11 protein-coding genes are annotated in these 14,170 nt (G+C 44.2%); 4 read left to right on the top strand and 7 right to left on the bottom strand.

Annotated elements, in window-relative coordinates; genetic code table 11:
• Window positions 1-268 precede the first annotated feature (268 nt).
• Window positions 269-1,450: an ABC transporter permease gene (locus tag MUK70_RS04210; RefSeq protein WP_234657714.1), complete on the top strand. Its 1,182-nt coding sequence runs from the start codon at window positions 269-271 to the stop codon at window positions 1,448-1,450.
• A gap of 108 nt (window positions 1,451-1,558) precedes the next feature.
• Here the strand turns inward: MUK70_RS04210 and MUK70_RS04205 are convergent, their stop codons facing one another.
• Window positions 1,559-2,755, bottom strand: coding sequence for a helix-turn-helix domain-containing protein (locus MUK70_RS04205; protein WP_234657716.1), 1,197 nt, complete (start codon window positions 2,753-2,755; stop codon window positions 1,559-1,561).
• Window positions 2,756-3,006: 251 nt separating this feature from the next.
• On the opposite strand from MUK70_RS04205, the gene MUK70_RS04200 reads away from it, so the two are divergent.
• Together MUK70_RS04200 and MUK70_RS04195 are read left to right on the top strand one after the other, a co-directional pair.
• Window positions 3,007-5,907 carry a TonB-dependent receptor gene (locus MUK70_RS04200; RefSeq protein ID WP_234657718.1) on the top strand — a complete coding sequence of 967 codons (2,901 nt, stop codon included), beginning with the start codon at window positions 3,007-3,009 and terminating at the stop codon, window positions 5,905-5,907.
• Between the two features lie 25 nt (window positions 5,908-5,932).
• Entirely contained in the window at window positions 5,933-6,751 is an 819-nt protein-coding gene (locus MUK70_RS04195; protein ID WP_234602541.1) for a tyrosine-protein phosphatase, read from the top strand.
• A 136-nt stretch (window positions 6,752-6,887) separates the two neighbouring features.
• Here the strand turns inward: MUK70_RS04195 and MUK70_RS04190 are convergent, their stop codons facing one another.
• Complete coding sequence (locus MUK70_RS04190; RefSeq protein WP_234657719.1) at window positions 6,888-9,320, bottom strand: TonB-dependent receptor; 2,433 nt, start codon at window positions 9,318-9,320, stop codon at window positions 6,888-6,890.
• A 167-nt stretch (window positions 9,321-9,487) separates the two neighbouring features.
• On the opposite strand from MUK70_RS04190, the gene MUK70_RS04185 reads away from it, so the two are divergent.
• A complete protein-coding gene (locus MUK70_RS04185) occupies window positions 9,488-10,069 on the top strand; it encodes a Crp/Fnr family transcriptional regulator (protein ID WP_234657721.1) in 582 nt (193 codons plus the stop codon).
• Between the two features lie 116 nt (window positions 10,070-10,185).
• On the opposite strand, the gene MUK70_RS04180 is transcribed toward MUK70_RS04185, so the two are convergent.
• The 5 genes from MUK70_RS04180 to MUK70_RS04160 form a co-directional block, all read right to left on the bottom strand.
• Complete coding sequence (locus MUK70_RS04180; RefSeq protein WP_234657722.1) at window positions 10,186-10,914, bottom strand: alpha/beta hydrolase; 729 nt, start codon at window positions 10,912-10,914, stop codon at window positions 10,186-10,188.
• A gap of 336 nt (window positions 10,915-11,250) precedes the next feature.
• Window positions 11,251-11,832 carry a hypothetical protein gene (locus MUK70_RS04175; RefSeq protein WP_234657724.1) on the bottom strand — a complete coding sequence of 194 codons (582 nt, stop codon included), beginning with the start codon at window positions 11,830-11,832 and terminating at the stop codon, window positions 11,251-11,253.
• Window positions 11,833-11,864: 32 nt separating this feature from the next.
• Entirely contained in the window at window positions 11,865-12,905 is a 1,041-nt protein-coding gene (locus MUK70_RS04170; RefSeq protein WP_234657726.1) for a nucleoside hydrolase, read from the bottom strand.
• Between the two features lie 85 nt (window positions 12,906-12,990).
• Entirely contained in the window at window positions 12,991-13,236 is a 246-nt protein-coding gene (locus MUK70_RS04165; protein WP_234657728.1) for a DUF3253 domain-containing protein, read from the bottom strand.
• A gap of 119 nt (window positions 13,237-13,355) precedes the next feature.
• Window positions 13,356-14,165 carry a LytR/AlgR family response regulator transcription factor gene (locus MUK70_RS04160; protein WP_234657729.1) on the bottom strand — a complete coding sequence of 270 codons (810 nt, stop codon included), beginning with the start codon at window positions 14,163-14,165 and terminating at the stop codon, window positions 13,356-13,358.
• Window positions 14,166-14,170 lie beyond the last annotated feature (5 nt).

Raw genomic sequence — 14,170 nt, 5'->3', positions numbered from 1 at the left:
TCCGAGCGAAGAGATTCTATCGCATTGTTCGTCGACACCAAAACAGTTTTGAGAATCAAAATGGCGGAACCAATGTCTAAGCGGTTCAATTTAAGGAATTTACATAATCAGACTAATATATTTAAGTGTGACACAAAACAATTAACCCAACCTTCAGCAAAATAATGGGGTATATCCAAGGGAATGCGGCCACGATGTCTCATGAACCGATATACAACCTCGTGCCTGCATATCCATACTTCTGCAATGCACATATTTTTGCTCACAAATGATTGATTTAAACAGGGAGGTTAGAACCCGCATATATTTTTTATATGCAACGGCGTCACTTTGTATGCTATCGGCAATGTATTTAAAATTTCATTTTGATTACGACCGCTTTCACGCTAAGTCCGACCGTATTTACATTGTTACTACTAAGCTCTCCACTCCTTACGAAACGACCACCACGAGCATTTCGTCGGGGACAACCGCTTCAACAATTAAGTCAGATTCCAAGTTTGTTGCGCAAACAGCCCGACTCGCTTACAGCCAAGTCCGAATGAAAGGGAACTCGCTTCTTTCCGCAAACGGATTATTTGCTGACGCTTCGATACTTGAAATTTTCGATCTACCGCTTGTTAGCGGAAATAAAAAGACTGCTTTATACAGGCCATTCAGTATAGTTTTAACTCAGGATGCTGCTGTCAAATTATTTGGTCATCATAATCCATTGGGGAAGTTGGTATTCCTTGAAGACTTTGACTGCGCAGCAACGGTAACCGCAATAGCAAAAAATCTTCCCGATAATTCTCAAATTAAAACGGATGCATTTATTTCTATGCCAACACTCGTCCAATTAAATGATTCATACCCTGACAAAAGTTTGGAAGCCATCAGCGTAATTACTTATATTCTTTTAAAGCCTAATGTTTCAGCCAAACTGACACAAGAAGAACTTTCGAATTCATTTTCAACAGGTAGGGTAGAAAAACAGAAACTGCTATTAAACAAGAAAAATATAATTCTTAAACCACTACGAGCAACTTTACTCAACCCTGTTCTTACGCGTTTTGAGATACTTTCAATATATACCGCATCAGTCACATTCTTTCTAATGCTTTTAGCATCTGTAAAAAGGGTAATAAAGATAATGCTGTTACAGATTAGTCTTTCTTCTCAATATATGACCATAACGTTAAACCAGCGAAATAGGAAATTAGCTTGGAAGGTCTGTTCGGTCACTGCGGTAACATATCTATTCTCTTATTTCACCTCAGTGGGCCTGATGTCCGGGTTGAAATATATTTTTAATATCACAATGACCGAAAGTCCTTACCCTCCACTTTACTTTGGTGTAGGAATGCTTATAATTATGCTTACAACCAGCATCTTCATAAGTCTATGGATCGCTTACCGGGTTCCCGCCGAACCGATTAGAACATATCTAATACTCAAAAAAAAACGATGAATTCACTGTCATTATCGCATTGAATGCATTGATCCTGAATAGTCCGTCACGTGAAAACCTGAGCCCATTGCCCGAATTGAGCAGAAGTAAAATGACCAACGTTTGTACTTAAATCGCAATTTTCGGCTGGCGAAGTGTTCTCAAATGCTCTGAGGGCGTAAAGCCTGTAATCTCTTTGAAATATCTGTTAAAGGAGGACTTGGCTTTGAAACCTGATTTGAAGGCTAGCGAAAGAAAATTGAAATCTTCCGACTGGCTCGCGGAAATCGACTCCATTTCTTTTAGCGCATAGGCAATGCGGTATTCGTTGATGTATTGATAAAATGACTTTCTGGCGAAGCTGTTGAGTGTTTCCGAAAGGTGATATTTGTTGATGCCAGTGAGGCTGGCCAGCTTGTCCAGGTTTAAATCGCAGTCTGTAAAAAAAAGACTCTGACGCATTTGCGATTCCAGCGATTCCCAGATTTCCCTCTGCTTTTCTTCTGGCAGCGTGACCCGCCTGGACATTGTGACTTCGGATATTGAGCCGTGCACTTCCGGAGTTTCCAAAGGAACAGTTTGATGTGATATGTCCTGTTCGGTCAGGACAGCTGCTGGTTCTGAATGCTTCGCCGGAGCCTCCAAAATACGTAATGCTGCATCCAGGGTGCTTCCGGCAACAAACTTATAGTAGATGATCATTACACAAAGCCCGCTCAGTGCCGCGTAGGTAATAATCCGAACGGGGATCATTAAGTTGGCCTCGAAAAATGTATTGATAAAGTAAACTGGCCCCGAAATGCACACCATGCCAAGAAAGCACCATGCAATAGCCAATACAATGCGTTTTTCAACAACTTTCTCCTTCCCGAAGCCCCGCATAATCCGGATTGCCAGCGTTGCGTAGCCGATATCCGAAAGCAATATACCGCAGTAACTGCCCAAATTATACCATTTGAGAAGCCTGTAACCCGATGTCCCAGAAAACATAATGACGCCGGCAGTGGTAAAATAGACGATAGCAGCGACAAAAAATGGCAGAAATACATACCAGCAAGTAGCGGGTATGAAGGTTTCATCATTCACTTTCCGCGCGTACAAGTATAACAGCGGCGCATAGCAAAAGCCGATGAATGTATTCATTTGCTGCCTTACCTGCTCATCGCTGACAAACGTGTAAATTACGAATTTGATGGAAAGATGGCAGGCTATACACGCGATGAACATGATTAAAAGCGTGTCGGCGCTCGTCCGCACTTTGCCTTTCCAGAGCAGAACAGCCGCGACAATCGCCTGAAAAATCCCTATTGCGATAATATGATGCATGTATTGCTGTTTTCTGACAACAAATTTACGGCTTCTATATTACCTGTATGTTAAAAACGCGACCGCACCGTGTGTCCAGTCTAATGTATTGGCTTTCTTAACGATTTCTTAATATAAAGTTAAGTATCTGTATATCAATGTTATTTGGGTACCAATCCAACGAGTGAGACGCTGTTGGGTAGCAGCTGTTTGCGTGGGTTGAAGTCAAAATTAAGTTGCCGCACCTTTGCCTAAAACAATCTCGGCTAACAATGTCTACTTCTACAAGGGTCGGTTCCTCCGTCGAAAAACAAATCAAACATCTGCTGTTCTGGGCCTTCCTGGCCTTGACTTCGCTTGCGTCCGGCGCTTATGCGCAGACTTTAAAAGGTGTGGTTGTCAGCAAGGACGGCAGTCTCCCCGGAGCAACGGTCCAAATTCCTGCGCACAATCTGTTCACCTCAACAGAAATCAACGGCTCTTTTACGCTTGTATCGTCCAAAGAAGGGCGAGCCCGCCTGATAATCACTTATGTGGGTTATGACAAGAAGGAGATAGACGTTATAATCGGCAAAGGTGTGACTGATCTTGGAAATATCGAAATGCAGCCTGACAACAAGAATACGTTAGGCGAAGTGCTTGTTACCGGCAGCATGGCGCCCTCGCAGATCAAGGCGATGAGCATCAAGAGGAATGCCAATGCGATTATCGATGTGATGGCTTCGGATGCCATTGGCAAGCTGCCCGACCGTAACATCGCGGAAGCTGTACAGCGTATGCAGGGTGTTGCCGTGGCCAGATACCACGGTGAGGCCGATCAGGCAACTGTTCGCGGCACACCGTTTGCATGGACCTCGACGCTGTTCAATGGAAGTCGTTTGCCGAGCTCGAATGTACTGGGTAACCGCTCGTCGGTCCTTGATGCGATCCCTTCGGAAATGATTCAGTATGTGCAGGTTGCCAAGGCAATTACCCCTGACATGGAAGGTGACGCAATTGGTGGCTCTATCAATTTTATCACGAGAACAGCCCCCACTTATCGCCAGCTGAATGCAAGCGCTGCGGGTGGCTATAACTCGTTTTCCCAAAACGGGACCTACAATGCTTCGCTAATATATGGAGACCGTTTTTTCAAAGATAAACTTGGCGTTGTGCTGGCAGGCGCGATCTGGGACCGTCAGTGGGGAGCTGATGCTTTCGATGTGAGTTACAACACAGGCCTGGCTGACCCGGTGCAGAAAAAATCCATTAACTCCGTGATGTTCAAGCGATACATGGGAAAACGCCAGACAATGGGTTTGAGCCTTGGAATGGAATATAAGTTAAATGGTGCAAACAAGCTTTTTTTCAGGGGAATGTTGAACAAATTCAATGACATTCGTCCGGTTTCAGAATCATACATTGACTATACCAACAGCCGCTACCAATACAATTACCGCTATTCGCATTACCAAACAGCCATTCAGGGGGGCGAGATCGGTGGAGATCACCAGCTGTCTCCAAAATTTAAGCTGGACTGGTCGTTCAGCGATTACATCTCTAAATATTTCCTTGAAACACCACCTACCTCTGGCACCAAAGGACTGCCTATCGCCACGTTCAGACAAAAAATCACGGGTGGTTTCAAAAACCTTTCGTCCGATGGCAAGCGCTACTGGAATTTCGATTCGCCTGATGGTATAGGCGAGAATCCAATGCATTTTGATGCAGGCCTGGCTAACGAATCTGAGGTTATGGATCCGCAAAAACTGCTTTTGCAACAGCTCGTGATCGCGCAGCTCAACAACAGCGAGCATGACCGGAACGTGCAGTTGAATGTTCAATCCGAAGTTTCAAAGAACTTCAAACTGAAATTTGGCGGTAAATACCGTCACAAATATCGTGAAAGCACCTACGGCTCGAACATTGTATTTATGCCTGCCGCTGCCTTGGGTGTCCCCAATTCTCCTGCTTTGCTCAGCCTGGGGAGTCTGCAAACAGCGAAGGCCGGTCAGGGAAGTGAATTTTTTGGTCACATGCCTGGCAACCACAACCAGTACGTGATGGACCCGCTTACCAAAGACCAGCTTTTCAATCTGTATGGCACAGAGTTGCTTACTAAAAACGGCTTTATGGAAGTGACTCCTAAGACGAATCCTACGGCGCTGTATGAGGGTACTGAACAGGTGGTTGCAGCCTACGTCATGGCCGAATATCAGGTGAGCGAACGACTCCGGCTCGTAGGCGGAGTGCGCAATGAATACACCAACATGGACCTTGAAGGCTCGGCAGCCACAGTTGCAGGGACACCACCAGTAACGGTTATTTCCCCCAAAAATGTAGTAAACCGCTACAACGCATTGTTGCCAATGTTGCATTTGAAATATGCATTGAATGCCAATACCAACATTCGCGCAGCTTACACCCGCACATTCGTTCGCCCCAATTTTGGCGACATGACGCCTGGAACCTCGATCGACAATTCTAAGACACCAATGACCATCAGTCAAGGCAATCCCGATCTGAAACCAACCTTTTCGAATAATTTCGATCTAATGGGTGAGCATTACTTCCCAAATATCGGCTTGCTTTCGGGCGGCGTGTTTCACAAGCGCATTCAGGATGTGGTTTTTACCGACATGCGGATGCAAAATATCGACGGAAACAATTACCTGGTAACACAGGCCAAAAATCTCCAGAATGCTTCGCTCATTGGATTTGAGGCGGGGATCAACAGGCGTTTCGACTTCCTTCGTGGCTTTTGGTCTGGGTTTGGAGTAGAATTTAATTACACTTTCATCGACAGCCGGGTCAAAGTTCCAAGGGGAATCGAAGGCAATGTGAAGACAGACCGCACGCAATTACCCAATCAATCGAAAAACCTCTTTAACGCCATACTGTTCTACGAAAAAAACAAGATAATGGTCCGCCTTGCCGGAAATTACCGCGGCGCCTCTGTGGAAACGATAAACCAGCAGCTAGGGCCTGAGTACTATATCTGGACCGACGCCAATTTTACCATAGACGCCTCCGCTACCTACACCATTAACAAGCGTTTGCGTGCATTTGTCGAGCTCAACAACCTGAGCGATTCGCCGGTAAAAATGTACATGGGCGACAGCCGCAGGACTACATCCAGCGAATGGTACGGCCGCAAAGGCCAAGCCGGATTACGTTGGGACATCATTAAATAATTCAGTTCAACCCAATTAATTATTCATGAGAAAGCTTATTTTTTGTTTAGCATTACTAATACCTGTGCTCTCATTCGGTCAACTTGCCGATAGCACGCAACGGCTTGTGCATGTACGCGGTGCGGTTAATTTTCGCGATGTCGGCGGGTATAAAACCACCGACGGCCGTCAGGTGAAATGGAACCGCGTCTTCCGTAGCGCGTCTATTCAGGGACTTACTCCATCGGATATGGACACGCTTCGCGCAAAGCACATTTATACGGTCATCGATTTTCGGGGCAAGCAAGAATCCGCCCAGGCTCCCGACCGTTTGTTGCCAAATACTGATTACCTGCTCAGTCCGGCTGGAAGCGACGACGGCATGATGTCCAAAGAGCAGATGAGCAAGATGTTCAAAGGCGAAGGTTTTCTGGAAGATTTTTATGGAAAAGGAGGGATCAAGTATTTCGGTGAACGCTACCGTCCACTTTTTCAAAAGCTTCTGGCCATGAATGATACAACGGCCATGCTCTACCATTGCACCGGTGGCCGCGACCGTACCGGTATGGCAACTGCCCTTTTTCTCTATACGCTTGGGGTTCCGCGCCAGACAATCAATGAAGATTTCACCGCTTCAAACACATATCTCCGCCCAATGATGGGCAAAATGATGAAGCCCATGGCCGAACACACCGGGATGTCGGTGGAACAGCTTAACAAAAAAATGGAACTCCGGCCGGAGCTGCTTGATATCTTCTTCGATGCATTAAAAACGGAATACGGCAGTGTGGAAGCTTTCATGCAAAAAGAACTGGGTATCGGTGAAAGTGAAACCAGTATTTTAAAGAAGAAATATACGATCTGATACCTGAAATTTGATTTGAGAGCAATTATATAGCATGTCTCTCCACTTTCCATATCGAAAGCGCATCGATATGGGAAGTGGAGATAGGCGTTGGAAGCGAATTGCCTTCAAAGCATTCGCTTCCGTCGCCGGCTGATTACAAATAAATCCGGTACATGATGTTGGGAAAAATACCAAACTGCTTGAAATAACCCACGGAGCCAGGTTTAGTATCGTCGTAATATTCCGAAATCCGGCTCAGGCGATTGGTAATGTTGTCGATATTGAGAAAAAGCTCGTGGGTTGTTTTACGTTTGTTGACCTTGTGACTGGCCGAGAAAGTGACCTGGTAAATATCGTCAATCTTGCCTTCGTAGGCTTTTTCATAATCCCAGACTGTTCCGCTTTCCGGGTTGGCTATCACCTGCCCGGCACCATTCCGCAGTAAAGGAATGTACTTTTTCCCACCTCCGAAAAAGACTTTTGCATTCAGCGAAATACTCTTATTATTCTTGCGGCCCAGGTTCGGAAACTCCTTGCCCATCAGCACATTGACCAGGTAATTGTCGGCATAGGCCGTGTTTCTTTCCTTACCGTCAAGTGGCGTGTATTTGGACTGGTACAAAGAGGAATTGATCAGGAAATAGTAATTTTTGTCAAAAAACCTTTCAATGGTCACCTCGATGCCGTAATTCCTTCCTTTTCCTTTATTGACCAGCTCCACGTACCGAAAGTCCTGGCCTTCATTAATGGTCGCATAAGCGCTGGTGTCCGAATTTTCAACCGGCAAATTGTACAAATGCTGGTAGTAAGCTTCTGCCTTAACCCTAAGATTTTCAGTTAACCGATACTCGTAACCCGCCACGAAATGGTGTGCTTTGAGCAGGCCCAGGTTACGGTTAGGCTCTGTGTAGCTTCCATTTGGTTGTTTCACTTTTACAAAATAATTGTGTACCCGGTCCATCGTGCTGTGCAGACCATATCCAGCATTGAATGTCCCCCGGTTACCAGCATTCCAGCGAATCGCCAACCGCGGTTCGAGCGTGCTTTTATGATTATAGAGCACATTCATATTGTGGAGTCCGGCTACGATGGTTACCCTGTTTCCCGCCCTGTATTTCCAGCTCACAAAATTGCGAAGCGTAGCAATGCCCTCGTCAAAGTCCGACAGAACCTGCCGTGCGCCGGTAGTATCATTCAAAAAGCCCTGCGCATAAGAAAAGTTGTTATACACAAACTTTGCGCCGGCTTCAATCCGGTGGCGGGCATTCAATTTATTATTATAGGTGACCGATGCGCGATAGGCGGAATTGTTCAATCGGCTTTTGTAATTGAGTCTTTTGTTTGCCAAAGAGTCCCTTTGCCACTGGCCGGCATCATCACGGATTTTGATAACATCGGATTGGTCGATATCCTCATTGATCCCGTTCCCTGAAAAGGAAAGCAGCGTCGTTAATGATCCACTTTTACTGAGTTGCAAACGATGCGAAAGGCCTGCATTCATCAGAAACGAGCGTTTTTCATAGTCCTTGCGGATTCCTTCCAGAGCTGACTGATTTCCCGGAATCGGAGCTGTGCCGGGATTGAAATTGTCAAGAGTTACCTTGCTCAACCCGCCCAGGCCAAACAATGAGAAGCTGCCTGCGTTTTTGGTTGGTAAAGATAAGTTGAAGGCGCCATCCTGAAATGTGGGAGCGCCGCCTTCAATATTCACCAATCCAATGTCACTTAAAAGACCAATGGTGGAATACCGGTAATTGGCCAAAAACGATCCCTGGTAATCTTTCCGAAAAGGGCCTTCCACAGTCACATCGGCACCTAAAATCCCGATCCCCAGGATTGACTGAAAATTCTGATTGTTCCCATTCCGGAGCTTCACATCATATACGCCCGAAAGCACGTCGCCATATTCCGCGGAGAATGCGCCTGTGTAAAAATCCGACTTGGCAAGCAGGTTGTTGTTCAATGCGCTGACACCGCCACCGACCGAATTCTGGTCGGCGAAATGGTTGGGGTTGGTAATCTCCACACCTTCGAGCCGCCACTGGACGTATTTGGGCGAATTACCCCGAACAATCACTTCATTGCTTCCGGTAGCATTGTTGGTAACCCCCGCAAAGTTCGACAGGATCATAGCCGGGTCATTGAAACCGCCAGCATACCTTTTAGTTTCATCTTGTGAAATAGACCTGCCGCTCAGCAGTGCCATATCATTTTGCGCCTCGCCTTTGTTTTCGGTTGCAGTTACCACCACCTCATTCAACTGGGTAGTTGCTTCCTGCATGACCAGTTCCAAAACCACTTCCTGGCCCGCGTCGACTACAATGTTAGAAACCTGACGCTGCTCGTATCCTACCAGCCGGAGTTCGAGCGTGACACGGCCCAAGGGAATTTGTTCCAATAAAAACCGGCCCGATTGATCGGTTATTACGCCTTTTACCGGCGCTGATCCGGCAATTAATACCGTCGCACCCGTTAATGGTTGCTTGCTGTCGGCGTCGGACAATGTCCCGCGGATGTTTTGAGTGACGGTCTGAGCGCTTCCCGCCATGGCTAAAAGCGAGAAGAATGTTAAAGAGAAGTACTTCATGTTACTTTGCTAATAGTTAATGTTTTCGCAAAGTTGAATTGAAGTTAACCGGTATCCATTGACTTTGGTTAAGAAATGAAGAGCGAACGTTACCCAACTTGTAACAATCTTCGTATATTCAAGGATTGTAGATAATCTTACCTGGTACAGATAAAGAAAGGCAGAAAATGCAAGACTTACTATTTGACTTTATATCAAAATATGTTTCCTTGACCGAAGAGGAAAAGGATATTATCATCTCTTTTAACACTTTTAGGACATTTAAAAAAGGAACAATTCTTTTAAGAGAAGGACAATATTCTAATAAAGTATATTTTGTATTGAAAGGTTGTATCCGGACTTATTACATTATTGACGGAGTAGAAAAAACAACCGCATTCTATACAGAAATGGAAGGCTTGACACCGCATTGTGTTACTAATAAAGCACCTTCCCAATATTACATATCTTGTAATGAAGACTCCATAATTAACGTTTCAAATCCTGAAATGGATGTCGAGGTTTTCAATAAATTCCCAAAATTTGAATCGCTTTGCAGGATTTTATCGGAAGAACTTTTAGCTAAACAGCAAATCAATTTTGATGAATTTAAGACCTCTTCACCTGAACAACGATACTTGAATTTATTGCAATCACGACCAGACCTTATTCAACGTGTGCCACAGCATCAATTAGCGAGCTTTTTAGGTATCAAACCCGAATCTTTAAGCAGGTTAAGAGCAAGGATTGTAACGAAAAATAAGTGGTAGGATTCATTTCTTAGATTAAGTCTACGAGTTATGGCATCTCGCCAATCTTTAATTAAGCAAGCCTGGTTTATAATATTATCTAAATCAGCGTAATTCACCCACTTGTTTTAATTATATCACTTTGTTTTATTGTATGTCCAATTCTTGTAAACAAATCGTAGTGCATCATAATATGCAGGAATTGGTTCTGTCATGTGGTCTTCGGAAGGATAATATTTATACTCGTGTTCAAATGCTTTCAAACTATCATTTTTAAATAGTTGATCAAATTTCAACAGATCATCTCGAAAAGTACCATCTTCATTCCCTACGCTATAAAAAATCTTTTTATCCATTTTTGATAGATCAGGTAATTTTTGTTCTGCTAATCGTAAAACATATTTATTGCCGAACCAAAGTGAAGGGCTTATTGCAATATAAGCATCAAACATATCAGGGTGCATAAGCATGCAATAAATTGCTGTGAGACCACCAAAAGAATGTCCGGCAAATATTTTGAAAGGACTGGTTTGATAATTAGCCTCTATGTAAGGCATCAATTCCTTTTGAATGAAGTTAAAAAACTGCTCATTGCCGCCTGATGTCTTATAATTAGAATCAACTTTACCGTCAAAGTTAATTAAGCTATTAGTGGGCGTGAGGTCTTTTACACGATCCGCACTAACAATGCCTACTACTATTATTGGAGGAATAATTTTCCAATGCGCTAAGTATTCTATATATGCAGAAAGGATGTGAAAATGATTCTCCCCATCCAAGAGATACAACACGGGCAATGCCCTGTTTATATCCGCAGAATCGATTTTTGGAACATTAATGTATATTTGCCGGTCTTGATTTAGCACCTGGGAATGTATTAAATGCACCTCGTTGGAGATATGATTATACAACTTTGGCACTTGGGCTGTTGCCTGGAAAGTAAGAAATAGAAAGAATACTATGAAATGCCTCATATCATTAACGAATAGTCTGGTAATAGTGTAATAAATATTGAATGGCCCCGTTCAAAACGTCACCAGTGTACTTGGGTAAAATGCCCTCCAGTACTTCCTAAACTTGCCGTGCTAATGTTCGATATACTGCAAATAAGACGGTATGCAAGCGGATATATTGAGAAGAAATAGGGTCCAAAAGCTTTTAACGCCTTAGTAATAAACACAATCTAAATCACCAACGGTAGCTCACACCGGTAAAAACTTCCTATAAGTACCATCTGCGTTGAAGACAATGATCAATGTACCGCCATTGCCCCCATGGAACCTGTGGGCCCCTTCTGTGATCTTTTCATTTGAAAATGGCCTCACACCATCTGTCCAGCGTCCTTTAATAGTTGGCCTGATATAAACGCGGTCGCCGATGATTTGTTCAAGGCATCGGTTCAGCTGATTTTTGTCCCCTTTCGCAGGGATAACATTATGCATTGAATCAGCGCTAAAAACTAAAATGATGTCACCTTGAAAAGTAGCGAAGCGCTCTGGCGGGTTGTCCTTATAACTGTCATCAATCGATGGAATCAGTAGCCAGCAATCCAGGCCTTGCTCATTCTTAAATTCCCTGAGCATTACGATCCCTTTGTCGTTTTTCCATTCCTTTCTCCCGCAGTAGTCTACATAATCGTGCAGAATTTCCTCCTTTTTACGATCCGTATCAATTTTGACCTGTTTTACTTCATCGCAGGGAGGATGTTTTCGGTTGAAACGAGCGCAGGAAATTAGTAGGATAAAGCCTATGCCTGCAAATATCGAAACTATAAGATTTCTCATGAGCGGAGAGAAGTGATCAATTCCAGCTTTCTCTAACGATTAAACAGCTCGATCTTTGCAAAAAAATCGTTGAACATCATTTGAATATCCAGGGTGTCGTAAACACGGATATTTCTTCCCATTGGATTGTATTGGTATAAACCTTGGTCGGTAATCATTGGCGCATTAACCAAAGCATAACGGCTTGAAGAAGGGTCCGCCTCAAATGACGATTGCAATGCGGTAAGCAAGACCAGCGGACTGTCCCCCAAAATATAGGTCTCCCCAATATTGACATATTTCACAATTCGGCCCATCAAACCTTCGAGCATTTCTGTCAGATACTCACCTAACTGACCTTTCGGCCTTACTTTCGATAGCAGTTCCGAATATGGCAGCAGCGCTTGTCTGTATGCATTTCTAGGTATTTGCCAAAGTGTAATTGATGATCTGTTGAAGACCGCTTTCGCTGCATAAATATCAATGCCCAGATTGTATTCAAGTGGCGTAAAATTAGGCGGTGGCACAGCCATACCGGGATGCTCCGGCCCTCCTATCCATATTAGGGTAAGTTTTGAAGCAATCGCTGGCTGGGTTAGCAATGCACTTGCTATTTCTGTTAACCCGGCCCCGCAAACAATATATAAAGGCAGTTTTGTATCCGTGCGCAGGGCTTCATTGATAATGAAATCAACCGCCTTGCTTTTGACGGGTGTGCTGTCATTAACCATGCCTACATTCGAACCGGCAATCACTGGAACCTTTCCCATCATTTTCATGATTTCAAGCAACTCCCTTGCTTTGCTGGCGGCATTATCAGCCTGGGTTTTAGAATTATCAAAGCCATCGCCAGGTTTAAGGTGTGATCCGATGATCCCTCGTACTTCCACAGATGGCGAAAGCAATTGATGGGCAAGTTGAAACAATCCGTCCGGATCTCCGCTGAAATCATTGTCAATGATCACGCGCATCCTGGGCTGTACCAGGTTATTTTTAAACAGATGGTTTTGTTGCGCCCAAAGCGGTACAGTGACATTAAAAAATATGCAAAAAATTAAAATGCCAGTCAAAGGCAAAGTAACAGGTTTAGACATAACCGGATGAGTTAATTGCTATTTAAAAGTTTTAAATCCCTCATTCAAAAGCATGAGTTCTATTTCTTCGACAATATCGCTACGTTCACAGAATTTTAATGCGGACGGGTCCCTTAATATCCTTAACATCAACAGGTATTCCCTTTTGTGTTATTGCTACGCTACCTTTGTTATGCAAATCAATTGCTACCTCAAGTACATCTTTCATATGCTTACGCCAGTCGTCAGGAAATAGCATGCGTGCAATTTCAGATGGACAGGTACTTTTCTGAGCGCCACGATGAATCGCAGTAGATAGGATGGTCGTTTCTATTTTATCGTAATGCTGCATGCGTATGCTACCAGGTTGTCGGGGCTTTAAAAGATACCGTCGGTCATATTATTTTTATGAATATAAGCAAGAAAATGGTGAGGCAAGCATCGGCAGATGGCTGTTGTTTTAAGTCATAGTCATTTCCTTGTGATGGAGTAGCTTTGTTCCACCTTCTCTACATTACTTGCGTAAAGCTGAACCTCGTAGGATTTTCCGTTCCTGGCCAGAATGCATTTGGGCCGGTTTCCTTTTTGGATAAACCGGATCGCCGATTTGTTCAGGATATGACTTTTACCAATCCGTATGAATGCATCTGCGGGAAGCATTCTTTCAATGGCGTCGAGTGTTGTGTTTGGAATGTTGATGTGCTCGTACTGAGAACAATACACGTTGATCTGCCGGTTGGCCGATTCGCAGTACAGAATATCGTCTATATCGATACAATGAAACAGCTGAGAGTTTTGAAACACCAGTTGATCGGATTTGTATGCAATTTGCGGAATGCCGGTTTCCAATAAGCCAGCCAATTCACTTTCCTGTTCCTTGGCCGCCTGCCACTTGTTATAGAAGATGGAAAACTTGGTTTGCAGAATAACCGGATCTATGGGTTTAACCACGAAGTCGGAGTGAAAATACGGGGCGGCTTTCTGAACGGCGGTCAGAGCCTCATCGGGATAGCCCGAAACAAATATCAGACCATACTGCTGCTGGCAATGTGTCAATTCTTCAAGCAGGTCGAAACCACTGCGGACGGGCATTTTGATGTCTAACAGGATCAGGTCCGGTTCTTTTTCCAGGATGAGCTCAATGCCGCTTCCCACATCCTCCGCCTCACCTACCACCATCGCATTGGGAATGTTGGCGATCATGCTTACCAGTGTTTGCCGGACGAAAAACTCATCGTCCACTATCACGATTTTCGCCGTTAATTGTTTCGTGTTCATCATTAAAA

Origin of the sequence: Dyadobacter chenwenxiniae (assembly GCF_022869785.1) — a bacterium.
GTDB classification, from domain to species: Bacteria; Bacteroidota; Bacteroidia; order Cytophagales; family Spirosomataceae; genus Dyadobacter; species Dyadobacter chenwenxiniae.
This window is presented reverse-complemented; position numbering and strand designations above follow the sequence as displayed.

Excerpts from the sequence above, each read along its gene's own strand:
- MUK70_RS04210 (WP_234657714.1), top strand. The coding sequence starts at position 269 with ATGATTGATTTAAACAGGGAGGTTAGAACCCGCATATATTTTTTATAT.
- MUK70_RS04205 (WP_234657716.1), bottom strand. The coding sequence starts at position 2,755 with ATGCATCATATTATCGCAATAGGGATTTTTCAGGCGATTGTCGCGGCT.
- MUK70_RS04200 (WP_234657718.1), top strand. The coding sequence starts at position 3,007 with ATGTCTACTTCTACAAGGGTCGGTTCCTCCGTCGAAAAACAAATCAAA.
- MUK70_RS04195 (WP_234602541.1), top strand. The coding sequence starts at position 5,933 with ATGAGAAAGCTTATTTTTTGTTTAGCATTACTAATACCTGTGCTCTCA.
- MUK70_RS04190 (WP_234657719.1), bottom strand. The coding sequence starts at position 9,320 with ATGAAGTACTTCTCTTTAACATTCTTCTCGCTTTTAGCCATGGCGGGA.
- MUK70_RS04185 (WP_234657721.1), top strand. The coding sequence starts at position 9,488 with ATGCAAGACTTACTATTTGACTTTATATCAAAATATGTTTCCTTGACC.
- MUK70_RS04175 (WP_234657724.1), bottom strand. The coding sequence starts at position 11,832 with ATGAGAAATCTTATAGTTTCGATATTTGCAGGCATAGGCTTTATCCTA.
- MUK70_RS04170 (WP_234657726.1), bottom strand. The coding sequence starts at position 12,905 with ATGTCTAAACCTGTTACTTTGCCTTTGACTGGCATTTTAATTTTTTGC.
- MUK70_RS04165 (WP_234657728.1), bottom strand. The coding sequence starts at position 13,236 with ATGCAGCATTACGATAAAATAGAAACGACCATCCTATCTACTGCGATT.
- MUK70_RS04160 (WP_234657729.1), bottom strand. The coding sequence starts at position 14,165 with ATGATGAACACGAAACAATTAACGGCGAAAATCGTGATAGTGGACGAT.